Raw genomic sequence first — 14,018 nt, 5'->3', positions numbered from 1 at the left:
CGGCTTAGACGCCGATGAAATCCAGCTGATGTCGCGAGAGCGCCCGCGGCGCTTCGCCGGTCGTGAGATAGGTCTGACCGAGCGTCATGGCGGTGCCGGTATCGGAATCGGCAATGATCATGTGCACGAAGAGCGACATGTTCGGGTCGATCGGCTGCAGGTTGCCGGCATGGAACATCTGGTGCTCCATCCAGGACGGCGAGAAGCGCGCGCCGAGCGAATAGCCGCAGGCATTCAGGCGATGACGGGCGAGGCCGCGTTCGTCCATGATCCTGGCATGCATGTCGAAGACATCACCGAAGGTATGGCCGGGCTTCAGCACCGTCTCGATCGCCTGGATCGTTTCGAGGCAGGCATTGTAGAGCTCGCGGTGGCGGTGCGTCGGCTCGCCGATGACGATCGTGCGCATCATGGCGGCATGATAATGCGCGTAAGCGCCAGCCCATTCGAGTGTCAATTGGTCGTTGGCGTCGAGCTTGCGGCGGCCGGCCTTGTAGCGGCAGAGCAGGGCATCTGCGCCGGAGCCGATGATAAATTCGTTGGCCGGATAGTCGCCGCCGCCGGTGAAGATGGCGCCCTGCATGGCGGCGAGGATATCGGCTTCATCGGCGCCCGGTTTGGTCAGGCGGATTGCTGCGTCCAGCGCATCGTCCGCTAGCACGGCGGCGTGCTCGATATAAGCGACTTCGGTCGGGCTCTTGATGAGGCGCAGGCGGCTGACGAGGTAAGAGGCGTCGCTGATCTGGCCGAAGGTCGTCAGTTGCGCGTCGAGCAGCCGGGCGACGCGGCCGGTCATGCCGTGCGTGTCGTATTCGACGCCGATGCGGGCGCCGAGCAGGTCCATTTCGATGAGCAGGTTCTTGAGGTCCATCGTCGGGTCGGCATTGACGCGGTCGACCCAGACATGGATGTCCTCGATAACAGAAGTATGCCGGGCCTGACGCAGGTCGGCCGAGCGGGTGAGGAGCGCCATGGTGCCGTCAGCCTTGACGACCAGCGTCTGGAAGAAGCAGTAGCCGAACGTGTCGTAGCCGGTCAGCCAGTACATGCTCTCCTGCGCGAAGAGCAGCAGAGCATCGAGCTTCTCTTCCTTCATCCTGTCCGTCAGGCGGGCAAGCCGGCTTGCGAATTCAGCCCGTTCGAAATGAAGTGCCATGCTGCTTACATCTCCCTGATGCTGATCGCCGAAATCTGGCGGCCGTAATCCGGCTCCTTTTTATGTGTGGTTCGCCGATAGGAAAAAAAGCGCTCGCTATCGGGATAAGTGCAGAGGCCGAGGCTTTCGGCACGCACGCCGGCGTTTTTCAGCCGCTCGACGGTCAGTCCCGGCAGGTCGAACATCGCGTGGCCCGCCGACGGGGAGGGAATGAAGTAACGTTCGTAGGCCGGATCATAGGCAAGGAAGCGCTCGACGAATTCCGGGCCGACCTCATAACTTGCCTGGCTGATCGAGGGGCCGAGGCAGGCGACGATGTTGTCCCTGGCCGCGCCAAGGGCCTCCATCGCGTCAATCGTATTTTCGAGCACACCCGTCAGCGCGCCTTTCCAGCCGGCATGGGCAGCGCCGATCACGCGGTTTTCGGGATCTGCGAATAAGATCGGGCCGCAGTCGGCTGCCAGCACACCAAGCGCGATGCCCGGTGTTGCCGTGACCATTGCATCGGCCGGCGGCCGGCAGCCGTCATAGTTCGGCCCGATGGTGACGACGTCAGGCGAATGGACCTGATGGACAGTTGCCAGTCGCTCGACCGGCAAATCGAACCAAGCGGCGACGCGCCTGCGGTTCTCCTTCACATTGTCGCGCTCGTCATTCGAGCCAAGGCCGACATTGAGGCCGCGATAGATGCCTTGTGAAATGCCGCCCGCGCGGGTGAAATATCCATGGCGGATCGCGCCGCCGGCTGCTTCGTTCAGCAGCGCGCTTTCGATCGGTGCTGGAGAGGCCGCGTCTGTCATTTGATATCCAGGTTTTTGGAGAGGCATCGACACCGTCCTGGCCGGATCTCTTCCGGCGAAGCAGTGTCAGCTACGGCGATGTTGGCGAGCGCGACGCTGTCTGTCAATCCACTGGGCGAAACGGCATCAGGTCGATCGCCGGATGCGAGACGGCCAGCACCTTGAAAAGTTCGCCCATGCGGCCTTCACCTGCACCGGCGAGCCGGTCGACCGCAGCCTGGATTATCTGTTGCGTATGCGGCTCACGGTCGCGGCCGAGCGCGGCAGCGCGCTCCAGAATGCCGAGACCGGTCAGGAAATCACCCTGATGCAGCGCGCCGTTGATATGGAGACCGCTGGAGGCGGCCGTTTCCGCAAGCTGCTGAAAGTCGACATGGCTCGTCAGGTCGGCCTCGCCGGGATGGGCAAGCGGCGGATCGAATTCATGCATGCGCACGGCCTGCAGCGTGTCGCCGAAACCGGTGACAAGGTGGCCGTAGTCGATTGCGAGCGCCGTGCCGCTGAAGACCCGCAGCCTTTCGCAGATGGCGCTCATGACAGCCTGGCGCGCAGGCGAGATCTCGAACAGCGTACCAACCGGCACGTTCTGCGTGGGCTCCGGCAGCAGCGCCGGATCGATGCCGGCAACACCCGCTGCAAAGGTCAGTTCCTCATCGGCACCGAGGCCGACCATGCGTTCGCGGAAACCGGTCGGCGTGCGCACGAACTGGCGGATCGGGATCGCGTCGAAGAGTTCATTGGCGACGATCAGCGTGAAGCCCGGCGGTACTTCATCGAAGCCGGCATGCCAGCTGACTTTGCCGTCATAGGCTTCGAGCGTCTGGCTCTGGACATCGCGCAGGCGTTCGCTGGTCTCGACGAGGTGGATCGTCATGTTGTCGAAGAGCGGCGGGGCGATGCGCGAAATCACGCGCAGCATGTCCGCCATCATCGTGCCGCGGCCGGGGCCGATCTCGACGAGGCGAACGCCGGCCGGTGTGCCGTGGCGCTGCCAGGCATGGACGACGAAAACACCGATCATTTCGCCGAAGAGCTGGCTGACCTCGGGCGCAGTGACGAAATCGCCCGAACGGCCGAAGGGCTCGCGGGTGCGGTAATAGCCGTGTTCAGGATCGGCAAGGCACAGCGAGAAATAGTCGGTGACGCTGATCGGCCCGTTTGCCTGGATGATCGTCTTGATCTTTTCGCCCAAAGCGGTGGTCATGGCGGTCGTCCCGATAGCTTCAGTGCTGCAGGGCAGCAGCCTGACGGCGGGCGCGAAAGATCGCCCAAAGGCCAAGCAGGATCATGGGGAAGGACAGAACCATGCCCATCGTTAGCCAGCTGGTGCCGAGCAGATAGCCAAGCTGCGCATCCGGCTCGCGGAAGAATTCCACGAAGATGCGCGAGAGCGCGTAGCCGCAGACGAAGACGCCGGTGATGAGGCCCGGGCTTTTCAGCGCCTTGGCGCCATAGACGAGGGCGGCAAGAACGAAGAGCAGCACGATACCTTCGAGGCCGGCTTCGTAGAGCTGGCTCGGATGGCGGGCGAAGGGGCCTCCAGTCGGAAAGACGACTGCCCATGGCATATCCGTCAGCCGGCCCCAGAGTTCACCATTGATGAAATTGGCGATACGGCCAAAGAACAGGCCGCAGGGCACGACCGTCGCAACGATATCGAAGAGGTTCCAGATCGGGATACGGTTGCGGCGGGCAAAGAGAATCATGGCGATCGCCGTGCCGGTCAGGCCGCCATGGAAGGACATGCCTCCATTCCAGATCTGGATGGCACGGATCGGGTTTTCGACGATGGCGCCGAGATCGTAGAAGAGGATGTAGCCGATGCGGCCACCAAGGACGATGCCAAGGGCTGCCCAGACGATGAAATCGTCGAGCTGTGCTCTCGTGATGGGCGAGGTATCGTTCGGCCAGAGCGCATCGTTTGCAGCGATGCGGCGCGCATAGGCCCAGCCGAGCAGGATGCCGGCGACATAGGCCAAGCCATACCAATGAATCGCCAGCGGGCCGATCGAAAAAGCGATCGGGTCGATATTAGGGAAAGGCATTATAGCAAGAAGATCAGCAGCTATCGGCAAGGTTTTCCCACCCGTTGAGATGCGCGGAACATGGCTCCGCGATCTTCGACGGTCAAGTGCATTGTTGGTCACGGGCCAGTGCGCAGGGGCTTATCCCATGCAAAGCGCTTGCATCCTCAACGGCGAAGCCCTACCTCCATTTTCAGTGGCCGCAAGGCCCGACATTCACGTCGTGCGAAGGGAGAAATACGCCATGACGACCGGAACGAACCGCATCATGGATGAATTCGCCAAGCTGATGACCGATGCCGCCGGTGCTGCGCAGGGCGTGCGCAAGGAGATCGAGACGGCGTTCAACGCTCATGCCGAACGCTGGCTGAACAGCATGGACATCGTCAAGCGCGAGGAATTCGAAGCCGTGCGCGAAATGGCGATCAAGGCGCGTGACGAAAACGAGGCTCTTGCCGCCCGCATCGCTGCGCTCGAAGCCAAGCTTGCTGCAAAGGGCAAGTAAGCCCGTATCGCACAAGATGCTGTATAAGGTGCGGCGTGGCCCATATGTTACATGCCGCATCTTCGATAAAAAAATCCGGTGCTATTTTCCACCTGTGGACACTGCAAAAAAAGCCAATGGGCAGAGTCTTTTACCTCCCCCGCTGAATCTGATTCCATAAGTGCTTTCCACAACAGGCCAGGCCAAATTTCCGAGAAGGGGGCTGGCAGGTCGCAAGGGGCATTATAGACTGATTTTAAATGATGATTCGAAGCGAATTGGTAAGCTCCGGGCAGGTTCACTGCGTTAGTCTGGCAGCGGTTCAGCGATCATCCAAGTGGTGGTTTCCGGTATTGCGTGTGTCTCGTTTTGTGTTTTTCACGAAGTTAGGCCGCATTCATTCCGGTCAAGAAGGTGCTGCATGAGCCTTATGGAATTGGAAGTCGAACGCCAGTCGAACCCGGTCGACATGATCGAGTACGTGGCTTCAAACAATGACTGGGCATTCGAGCGCTCCGGCGAAGACGAGATTGCGATGACGGTCGAGGGCCGCTGGGCCGACTATCACGTCTCCTTCTCGTGGATGGAGGAATTCGAAGCGTTGCATCTTGGCTGCGCCTTCGACATCAAGGTTCCCGAAATCAGGGTCAACGAGGTGGTGAAGCTGCTCTCGGCGATCAACGGCCAGGTGCTGATGGGGCATTTCGACCTGTGGCGCCAGGAAGATGTCGTCATCTTCCGTCAGTCGCTGTTGCTTGCCGGCGGTGCCGAGCCCACTAACCGCCAGGTGGAAGTTCTGCTTTCCAGCGCGCTCGATACCTGCGAAGCTTATTTTCAAGCTTTCCAGTTCGTCGTCTGGTCCGGTATGGAAGCCAACAAGGCGATGGAAGCGGTCCTGTTTGAAACCGTCGGTGAGGCGTAAAACATGCCTGCGAATGCCTTTTCCGCCGCCAATCCGGTCGTTCTCATCGGTGCCGGCAATATGGGCGGAGCGATGCTTTCCGGCTGGCTGAAGAGCGGCGTTCCGGGCTCCTCCGTGGTCGTGGTCGATCCCGGCCCGTCGCCGGCGATGCTGGCGACCATCGCCGATGCGGGTGCCTCCCATGTCACGACTGCTCCTGACGGTCTCAAGGCCGGCGTACTGTTCCTTGCCGTAAAGCCGCAGGTGATGGAAGCCGTGCTTCCGGCGGTCAAAAGCGTGGTCGGGCCTCAGACGGTGGTGGTTTCGGTCGCCGCTGGCAAGACGCTGGCTTTCCTGGAAAAGCATCTCGGCGAAGCGGCCATGGTGCGCGCGATGCCGAACACGCCTGCCATGGTCGGGCGCGGTGTGACCGGCGCCTTTGCCAATGCGCGTGTGAGCGCTAAACAGCGTGACGGCGTCAATGCTCTTCTTCGTGTCTCCGGCCCTGTCGAATGGGTGCCCGCCGAATCCGACATCGATTCGGTGACGGCGCTCTCGGGCAGCGGGCCGGCTTATGTGTTCTATCTCGTCGAGTGTATGGCAGAAGCGGGCCGTAAACTTGGCCTGCAGGCGGACCTTGCCATGCGTCTTGCGCGGGAAACTGTCGCGGGGGCTGGTGAGCTGCTGCACCAGTCCCCCGACGACGCGGCGCGCCTGCGCCAGAACGTGACCTCGCCGGGCGGCACGACTGCGGCAGCACTTTCCGTGCTGATGGCGGAAGATGGCATGCAGCCGCTGTTCGACCAGGCGCTCGCGGCAGCTCGCAAGCGCGCCGAAGAACTCGCCGGCTGAGAGAAGACCGTGGCCGAAGAGATCACCTTTGCCGATTTCGAGCGCGTCGATATCCGTGTCGGCACGGTCATCGAAGCAAATCCCTTTCCGGAAGCCCGCAAGCCGGCAATCAAACTGCTGATCGATTTCGGCTCCGAAATCGGTGTGAAGAAATCCTCCGCGCAGATCACGGTCCACTATTCGCCGGAGCGGCTCGTCGGACGGCAGGTCCTCGCCGTCGTCAACTTTCCGCCGCGCCAGATCGGGCCGTTCCGCTCGGAAGTGCTCACACTCGGTTTTGCGGACGAGAAGGGCGACATCGTGCTTGCAGCGGTCGAACGTCCGGTGCCGAACGGTCAGAGGCTGATGTAGGCGAGCCGACGCGAGTCATCGTCGGCGCGCGCGGTGGGAAGGACTCAGTGGATATCGCGAGACAGCGGATCGGTCAGCGTAAAATCGTGGAAGACGGCTTCGAAACCGGCGCGTTGCGGCGAACAGAAGACGGGGCCGACCAGCACGTTCTCGAAAGCGGGATCGAACCAGGCGAGGCGGGCCATGCGCCATTCGTCCATCGTATCCGTGCTGTACTGGATAAAGATAGCGTCGCCATTGCGCGTGGCGCGCACTGAGATCGCATCGAAATCATGGCCGATACGGAAAGCCGACCAGTCGGAATTGCCGTTTGTGACCACAGCGCTGAAGTGCCTGGCCCCATCGGTATATTCGATGCCGCATTTTATCCAGTGCTTCTCATCGGCGCGGATCATCAGGCCAGCCTGATCGTAGAGCGCTTCGTAGTTGCCGGAGAAGGTGACCTCGGCGGTGAAATCGCCCTTGCGGCTTTCATGCAGGAAGTGGCCGTCGTCGCGGTGAAAGCCGTAATAGGTGCCCTGCCAGAAATCGGTCTTCTCGCCGGAGCGGACGTGAAGGCCGCCGTCGCGTTCCTCGAAGAAGGGCGGCGCGTTCAGCCAGGCCATGTGTTTCATGCTCAGATCTCCCGCAGGAAGGGATTATTACGGCGTTCGTCGCCGATGCGGCTGCCGGGGCCGTGTCCGCAGATGAAGCCGACGTCGTCGCCGAGCGGCAGCACCTTGTCCCGGATGGAATCGAGAAGCTGGCGATGATTGCCGCCCGGCAGGTCGGTGCGGCCGATCGAGCCGTTGAAGAGCACATCGCCGAGATGGGCGAAGTTCTGGGCGCGGTTGAAATAGATGACGTGGCCCGGCGCATGGCCCGGCGTGTGATAGACCTCGAATTCGTGCGAGCCGAAGGAGACCTTGTCGCCATCCTTCAGCCAGCGGTCGGGCGTGACGTTCTGCAGGCCCTGCACGCCATATTTCGCGGCCTGGGTCTCGATGCGCAGCAGGAGTGGCAGATCATCCTCATGCGGGCCGACGATGTCGATGCCGAGCTTGTCCTTGAGCTCCTTGGCACCGCCCGCATGATCGAGATGGCCGTGGGTCAGCCAGATTTCCTTGATCTTGAGGCCGTGCTCCTCGATCACGCCCGCAATGAGCGAGACATCGCCGCCGGGGTCGACGACCACGCCTTCCTTCGTATCGGGATCGAAGAGAATGGTGCAGTTCTGCTGGAAGGGTGTCACCGGAATGATACCGGCCTGGAGCATGCCCATGAATGCCTCGCTTCGCGTCTTCAATGACCTGTCTCTATAGGCGCAAACGCAGTCGAAGGCAGCCGGAATTTTCGGCAGACTCACGCGAAAAAGACAAGCCGCAACAGGAATTTATCGGCTTTTCAAAGGGTGGGTCGTGATGCTCTCCGGCGGGTTTATTCCATTTTTTCAGATGCTTATCGAGGATTTCCTCGTGCCGTTCGTCAGCCAGTTCGTGCGCCGCGGAACATCCTCGCAACCCACGCGTTGTCAGCCCATCACAACAAGGGAGACCTTACAATGACCTTGAAGAGAAACCTTCTGCTGGCCGGCGCCTTTCTGGCCGCAAGCGCCGGCTTCGCCCAGGCGGACATGGTGGCGACGTCCATCAACGACCTCAACATCCGCTCCGGCCCCGGCCCGCAATATCCTTCCGTCGGTCTTGCCACGCGCGGCTCGACCGCCGTGCTCGATGGCTGTATCGAAGGCAGCCGCTGGTGCCGTGTCGACGTGAATGGCGTGCGCGGCTGGGTCTATGCCGAATATCTGCAGGTCGATCAGGGCGGCTCGCCCGTCATCGTCGAGCAGCACCGCGCCGATCTCGGCGTGCCTGTCGTGACTTATGAAACGACCTCCAGCGTCGTGCCGGCAGAGCCTATGCCCGCACCGGGCGACGAGTTGATCGGCCCGGTCGGCTCGGTCGAGGCCATCACGCCGCCAGACGAAGTCCGCACCTATATCGACACGACCCCGACACAGACCGTGCAGCTTGGCGGCGATGTCGTCGTCGGTGCCGAAGTGCCCGCCGACGTAACCTTCCAGACGATCCCGGATTACCAGTACCGCTATGTCCGCATCAACGACCGGCCAGTGCTGGTCGATCCGGGCACGCGCCGCATCGTCTATGTCTATCAATAAGCTCAAGGGGAGAGGCGGCCATGCGGCCGCCTTCGGTTTGTCGGCGGCCTCGCCTCCACTTGGCGTCATCCTCAGCCTCCTGCCTGATATCTGTTGCTGATGGGCGACCGCAGATGCTCGGGACGAGACCGGGCAAGACGAAAAAGCAAGCGTATCCGCCCGGGGCGATCTTTATAAGCTCTCGCATGGGTTGCCAGAATTCTCTACTTCTCCTCCTGAATATGATAATATTCCAATATGTCATCCGGTGATGGCATGAGTCGGCGATCGGGGAGATCGTCAGAGGAGGAAATTATGGAAGCGCTACTTCCGCTCATCACACAATTGATTGCGGGTGCTGTTGGCGGCAATGTCGCAAGTGCTGCACTCAAGCAGCAGGCGATCAACGTCGTTGCCCGCACGATCGCGGGCGCTATCGGCGGTATCGGCGGCGGCATGTTGCTCAGCATGCTCGGTGGCGAAGCGGCAATGACCGGGCTGATCGCCGATGGCATCGGCGGGCTGATCGGCGGCGGCATCCTTTCGACGCTCGCCGGGCTGGTCATGGCCAAGGCACGCTGAAGGTTCGAGCGCTCTGGACGCTGGACAACGAAACGCCCCGGCAGACGTAAGCGTCTGGCCGGATTGGCTGAGGTCTTATTCGGCGGCGGTTGCAGCGGCCGGATAGATTTCCTTCATGCAGTCGTTCATCAGCGTTCCCGAGATCGTCTCCGACGTGAGGCGATACGGCTGATTTTGGACATAGGGTGACTTCCGCGGCCAAGCCGGTCGGGAAGCACTCGGAGAGGCTCTAAGTTCTTCCGGGAAGAATCTAGGCAAATGCCCTTCGGCTTTTCAGCCGGGTTGAAGTCATTGCCCACGCCGGATGGCAATTGCCATGTTGATGCAGTTCGCCTGGGCGGAAACATCCATCATCTTGCTGCCGCGCTACGCGATCGGCCGCACGTAAGCGTCGGGAAGGGCTGGCGCTTAGGCGTTTGACCGTTGCCGTGTCCAGCTTCTCGACGGAGTAGGCATCTTGAAGCCGAGGATCTCGGTGACTTGCGCAGGCGCTGATTGTGTTTCAGTGAGTTTGAAGACCTTGCCCCCTCCGGCGCGTTTGCGCCATGTCTGTTGATTGTTGTCCCCATTACGTTCTATCCACTGACGCAAGGGGAAACTGCGCGTTGCGTTGGAGATTTGTCGGGCGGGCTTTAGTTTTCGGGAAAAGAACAGTCCGTGCGGGGCTCCCGCAAAGTTTAGGGAAGCTATCGGCGACGTAAATTCATGTCACCAAGGCTGGCATATTTTTATGAAAACGTCGCTGACATCGCGCTAAGAGAGAGGAAATGCCGAGTGCCACGACAGACCAGCTCGAAAGCAGGCAAACCTCAGCCGCTGGCCACGCCGATGGAGGATGTCGGCATCATCGATTTCGAGATCATCGAGCTGTTCTTCTTCGCCTATCGCGACTTCGTATCCGATCCCGACGCCATTCTCGAAAAGAGTGGCTTCGGGCGGGCACATCACCGCGTCGTGCACTTCGTCAACCGCAATCCAGGCATGACGGTCGCCGATCTGCTCGATACGCTGAAGATCACCAAGCAGAGCCTCGCAAGAGTGCTGAAACAACTGATCGATTCAGGCTATATTCGGCAGGTGGCAGGCCCGGAGGATCGCCGCCAGCGCAAGCTCTATCCCACCAAATCGGGCAGGGAGCTGGCACTGGCGCTTGCCGAGCCGCAATCACGCCGTATTGAACGGGCATTCGAGGGAGCTTCCCCGGAGGCGCGGGAGGGCGTAAAGGCATTCCTCAGAGGCATGCGAGACAGACAGAAGGCGGGTTGAATGGCGGTGAAAACAGGCATTTCCGATGATGCGGCGCATCTTCTCGTCGTCGACGACGACACCCGTATCCGCGCGCTCCTGAACCGCTACCTGACGGAAAACGGTTTTCGTGTGACCATTGCCTCCGATGGGGCGGAGGCGCAGCGCAAGCTCGCGGGGCTCGATTTCGACCTCATCATCATGGACGTGATGATGCCGGGGGAATCCGGCATCGACGTGACGCGCGGGCTCAGGGCCGTGAAGAACGTGCCGATCATCATGCTGACCGCACTTGCCGAATCCGACAACCGCATCGCCGGTCTCGAGGCAGGTGCCGACGACTATCTCTCCAAGCCTTTCGATCCGCGCGAACTGGTGCTGCGCGTCAACAACATCCTGCGACGCAACAGCGGCGGCGATACGCCGAAGATCGAGCAGATCATGTTCGGCCCCTATACTTTTTCGCTGACGCGCAAGGAGTTGAAGAAGGCGGCGGAAGTAATCCGCCTGACGGATCGTGAGCAGGAGATCATGCTGCTTTTTGCCCGTCGGGCCGGCGACACGATCCCGCGGCACGAGTTGATCGGAGACGATGCGGAAGTCGGCGAACGCACCATCGACGTTCAGATCAACCGCCTGCGCCGCAAGATCGAGGACGATCCTGCCAATCCGGTCTGGCTGCAGACAGTGCGCGGTATCGGATACAGGCTGAGCATCGACTGAAACGACAGGTTCGGGACCGGCGCAAATGGTGACATTCGACAGCCTGCGGCGGGAAGACCGCTCTCCTGCACCCGGCTGGCGCTGGTTCGTCCGCTGGCTGCGCCGGCGATTGCCGACAGGCCTCTATACGCGTTCGCTGCTCATCATCATCATTCCGATGGTGCTTCTGCAGTCGGTCGTCGCAGCTGTGTTCATGGAGCGTCACTGGCAGATGGTGACGGAGCGGCTGTCGCTTGCCGTGACCCGAGATATCGCCGCCATTATCGAGATCATCGACACCTTTCCGCAGGATGCCGATTATAGCGATATAACCCGCATTGCCCGCGATCAGCTCAACTTGCAGATTTCAATCGAGCCGGATGGAGATCTACCGCCGCCGCGCGAAAAGCCGTTTTTCTCGATTCTCGACGGCATTCTGAGCGACGAGATCACCGAGGAAATCCGCCGTCCGTTCTGGATCGATACGGTCGGCAATTCCAACCTCATCGAGATCCGCATCAAGCTCGACAACCGCATCCTGCGCGTCATCACGAAGCGCAGCCAGGCCTATGCATCGAATACCCATATCTTCATTCTCTGGATGGTTGGCGCGTCACTGGTGCTGATCGCGATCTCGATCCTCTTCCTGCGCGGCCAGATCCGGCCGATCCTCAATCTGGCGCGGGCGGCGGAAAGCTTCGGCAAGGGGCAGAAGGCCGATAGTTTCTATCCGCGCGGCGCTGACGAGGTTCGCCGGGCCGGCCTTGCTTTCATTCTCATGCGTGAGCGTATCGAGCGGCAGATGGAGCAGCGCACCGCGATGCTCTCAGGCGTCAGCCACGACCTTAGAACCATCCTGACGCGTTTCAAGCTGCAGCTGGCGCTCGCCGGGGATAACCCTGATCTTGCCGGGCTCAATGAAGACGTCAACGACATGCAGACCATGCTGGAGGCCTATATGGCCTTTGCCAAGGGTGAGGTGGAGGAGGATGTCGGCGAGCTGAAGCTCAGCGAGATCTTCGAGAAGCTCGAGATCGATTTCGAGCTTCACGGCAAGGTGTTGACCTATTCCATCGAGGGCGAGGACCATATCTCGGTGCGCCCCAATGCCTTCCTGCGACTTGTGACCAATCTCGCCTCGAATGCAAGGCGTTACGCCGACACGCTCCATATCGAGGCCAAGCATGGTGCGAAATGGCTGACGATCGTCTTCGATGACAATGGTCCCGGCATTCCGGAGAAGTACCGGGAGGATGTGTTCAAGCCGTTCTTCCGGCTGGATAGCGCACGCAATCTCGATGCTTCGGGCACTGGTCTCGGGCTTGCCATCGTGAGGGATATCGCGCGCAGCCACGGCGGCAACATCACGCTTGGCGACGGCCCGCTTGGAGGGCTGAGAGCGACGGTACGTATTCCAGCCTAATTCCTGGCCGCCGATTTGGAGGTGTCGAATTCATTCAGGTGGATGACGATCCAGCGCCACAGCGAGACGACCTGCGTCAGCAATTCGCGGCCGAGCGGCGTCAGCTCGTATTCCACGCGCGGCGGCACCTGCGGATAGAGCGTGCGGATGACGAGGCCGTCGCTTTCGAGCGTGCGCAGGGTCTGTGTCAGCACCTTCTGGCTGATATCCTCCACCCGCTCCAGCACCCTTGAAAACCGCAAGGGGCCATCGGCCTCGGAAAGCACGTGCAGGACGCGCAGCGGCCATTTCGCAGCGGCGCGTTCCAGCATCTGCCGGGCTCGCGCATCCTGCTCGTCGCTCATGTTGCGGCAGAAATCGAAGATATCGTCTTTCATCGTGGTTACTTTCAGGTGCGTATAGATCTCTAAGGTACCTTCTTTCTAATGGAAACAATAGGTCCTAAATGGATGGGGAACCGAAAAGGAGGTTTCCAATGTCGAAGGTTTGGTTGATTACAGGAAGTTCGCGCGGCCTTGGCCGGGCGTTGGCAAATGCCGTGCTCGAAGCTGGTGACAAGCTGGTTGCGACGGCGCGCGATCCGGGCCAGCTTGCCGATCTCGTCGAAACGTATGGCCCACGCGTTCTCGCGTTGCCACTCGATGTGACCGATGAGGCGGCGGCTGAGACTGTGGTGAAGACCGCGGTCGAAACATTCGGCCGGCTCGACGTGCTGGTCAACAATGCAGGTTACGGCAATGTCGCGCCGATCGAGGATACGAGCCTTGCGGATTTCCGGGCACAGATCGAGACAAATCTCTTCGGCACAATCATCATGACAAAGGCGGCGATCCCGGTCATGCGCGGGCAGGGGGCAGGGCATATCATCCAGTTCTCGTCCGTCGGCGGCAGGATTGGGCCTGTCGGACGTGCACCCTATGCGGCGGCGAAATGGGGCGTCGAAGGCTTTTCCGAAGTGCTCTCCAAGGAGGTCGGACCGCTCGGCATCAAGGTGACAGTGATCGAGCCCGGCGGTTTCCGTACGGATTTCGCCGGCTCCTCGACGGTTCTTTTCGAAGGCCGTCCGGAATATGCCGAAACAGTCGGCGCCATGGCAGATTACCAGCGCAACTATAATGGCCGCCAGCCCGGCGATCCGACCAAGGCGGCTGCCGTGGTGCTGCATATTGCTTCGCTCGATGCGCCGCCGCTGCGACTGCTGCTCGGCAGCGATGCGGCTGCAGCGGTAGAAAAGGCGGATGCCGCGCGAATGGAGGCCGATCGCACATGGCGTGTCGTCAGCCAGTCGACCGATTTCGAACAGGGCGGAGGTGCCAAGCCTATGCCCTGGGAGAAGAAGGCCGGCTGAGATATCGACAAAA

General features: G+C 60.9%; 17 protein-coding genes. 10 read left to right on the top strand and 7 right to left on the bottom strand.

Features of this window, described 5'->3' with window-relative positions; translation table 11 throughout:
• Positions 1-4: 4 nt before the first annotated feature.
• The 4 genes from FHT82_RS14355 to lgt all read right to left on the bottom strand — a co-directional run bounded on the left by FHT82_RS14355 (position 5) and on the right by lgt (position 4,031).
• Entirely contained in the window at positions 5-1,156 is a 1,152-nt protein-coding gene (locus FHT82_RS14355; RefSeq protein ID WP_183731555.1) for a Xaa-Pro peptidase family protein, read from the bottom strand.
• Between the two features lie 5 nt (positions 1,157-1,161).
• Positions 1,162-1,956, bottom strand: a complete 795-nt coding sequence (gene pgeF, locus FHT82_RS14350) for a peptidoglycan editing factor PgeF (RefSeq protein ID WP_183731553.1) — start codon at positions 1,954-1,956, stop codon at positions 1,162-1,164.
• A 103-nt stretch (positions 1,957-2,059) separates the two neighbouring features.
• Positions 2,060-3,160 carry a class I SAM-dependent methyltransferase gene (locus tag FHT82_RS14345; RefSeq protein WP_183731550.1) on the bottom strand — a complete coding sequence of 367 codons (1,101 nt, stop codon included), beginning with the start codon at positions 3,158-3,160 and terminating at the stop codon, positions 2,060-2,062.
• A 19-nt stretch (positions 3,161-3,179) separates the two neighbouring features.
• Entirely contained in the window at positions 3,180-4,031 is an 852-nt protein-coding gene (gene lgt, locus FHT82_RS14340; protein WP_183731547.1) for a prolipoprotein diacylglyceryl transferase, read from the bottom strand.
• 193 nt (positions 4,032-4,224) lie between these two features.
• On the opposite strand from lgt, the gene FHT82_RS14335 reads away from it, so the two are divergent.
• The 4 genes from FHT82_RS14335 to FHT82_RS14320 all read left to right on the top strand — a co-directional run bounded on the left by FHT82_RS14335 (position 4,225) and on the right by FHT82_RS14320 (position 6,568).
• Positions 4,225-4,485: an accessory factor UbiK family protein gene (locus FHT82_RS14335; RefSeq protein WP_183731544.1), complete on the top strand. Its 261-nt coding sequence runs from the start codon at positions 4,225-4,227 to the stop codon at positions 4,483-4,485.
• A gap of 400 nt (positions 4,486-4,885) precedes the next feature.
• Positions 4,886-5,386 (top strand): YbjN domain-containing protein, encoded by a 501-nt coding sequence (locus FHT82_RS14330; protein ID WP_113323648.1) that lies wholly within the window; start codon positions 4,886-4,888, stop codon positions 5,384-5,386.
• 3 nt (positions 5,387-5,389) lie between these two features.
• Positions 5,390-6,217: a pyrroline-5-carboxylate reductase gene (gene proC / locus FHT82_RS14325; RefSeq protein ID WP_183731541.1), complete on the top strand. Its 828-nt coding sequence runs from the start codon at positions 5,390-5,392 to the stop codon at positions 6,215-6,217.
• Positions 6,218-6,226: 9 nt separating this feature from the next.
• On the top strand, positions 6,227-6,568 hold the full coding sequence (locus FHT82_RS14320; protein ID WP_183731538.1) for a tRNA-binding protein: 342 nt from the start codon (positions 6,227-6,229) through the stop codon (positions 6,566-6,568).
• 44 nt (positions 6,569-6,612) lie between these two features.
• On the opposite strand, the gene FHT82_RS14315 is transcribed toward FHT82_RS14320, so the two are convergent.
• Positions 6,613-7,182 (bottom strand): DUF1349 domain-containing protein, encoded by a 570-nt coding sequence (locus FHT82_RS14315; protein WP_183731536.1) that lies wholly within the window; start codon positions 7,180-7,182, stop codon positions 6,613-6,615.
• Positions 7,183-7,184: 2 nt separating this feature from the next.
• Entirely contained in the window at positions 7,185-7,829 is a 645-nt protein-coding gene (locus tag FHT82_RS14310; protein WP_183731533.1) for an MBL fold metallo-hydrolase, read from the bottom strand.
• A 279-nt stretch (positions 7,830-8,108) separates the two neighbouring features.
• On the opposite strand from FHT82_RS14310, the gene FHT82_RS14305 reads away from it, so the two are divergent.
• From FHT82_RS14305 to FHT82_RS14285, 5 genes are all read left to right on the top strand, one after another.
• Positions 8,109-8,726 carry a DUF1236 domain-containing protein gene (locus tag FHT82_RS14305; protein ID WP_183731498.1) on the top strand — a complete coding sequence of 206 codons (618 nt, stop codon included), beginning with the start codon at positions 8,109-8,111 and terminating at the stop codon, positions 8,724-8,726.
• 294 nt (positions 8,727-9,020) lie between these two features.
• The gene (locus FHT82_RS14300; RefSeq protein WP_183731496.1) at positions 9,021-9,287 is read left to right on the top strand and encodes a hypothetical protein; all 267 of its coding nucleotides are present in this window, start codon (positions 9,021-9,023) and stop codon (positions 9,285-9,287) included.
• A 774-nt stretch (positions 9,288-10,061) separates the two neighbouring features.
• Positions 10,062-10,553, top strand: a complete 492-nt coding sequence (locus tag FHT82_RS14295) for a MarR family transcriptional regulator (RefSeq protein WP_183731493.1) — start codon at positions 10,062-10,064, stop codon at positions 10,551-10,553.
• Entirely contained in the window at positions 10,554-11,255 is a 702-nt protein-coding gene (locus FHT82_RS14290; protein WP_183731490.1) for a response regulator transcription factor, read from the top strand.
• A 25-nt stretch (positions 11,256-11,280) separates the two neighbouring features.
• Positions 11,281-12,657, top strand: coding sequence for an ATP-binding protein (locus tag FHT82_RS14285; protein WP_183731487.1), 1,377 nt, complete (start codon positions 11,281-11,283; stop codon positions 12,655-12,657).
• On the opposite strand, the gene FHT82_RS14280 is transcribed toward FHT82_RS14285, so the two are convergent.
• Positions 12,654-13,034, bottom strand: coding sequence for a helix-turn-helix domain-containing protein (locus FHT82_RS14280; protein ID WP_246698138.1), 381 nt, complete (start codon positions 13,032-13,034; stop codon positions 12,654-12,656). The genes FHT82_RS14285 and FHT82_RS14280 overlap by 4 nt on opposite strands.
• A 98-nt stretch (positions 13,035-13,132) precedes the next feature.
• Here FHT82_RS14280 and FHT82_RS14275 point away from each other — a divergent pair, with 98 nt between their 5' ends.
• Positions 13,133-14,005, top strand: a complete 873-nt coding sequence (locus tag FHT82_RS14275) for an oxidoreductase (RefSeq protein ID WP_183731484.1) — start codon at positions 13,133-13,135, stop codon at positions 14,003-14,005.
• Positions 14,006-14,018: the final 13 nt, after the last annotated feature.

It is taken from the genome of Rhizobium sp. BK275 (assembly GCF_014193555.1).
GTDB lineage: Bacteria > Pseudomonadota > Alphaproteobacteria > Rhizobiales > Rhizobiaceae > Rhizobium.
Note: the sequence above shows the minus strand (reverse complement) of the source record. Positions and strands in the feature narration are given on the sequence as shown.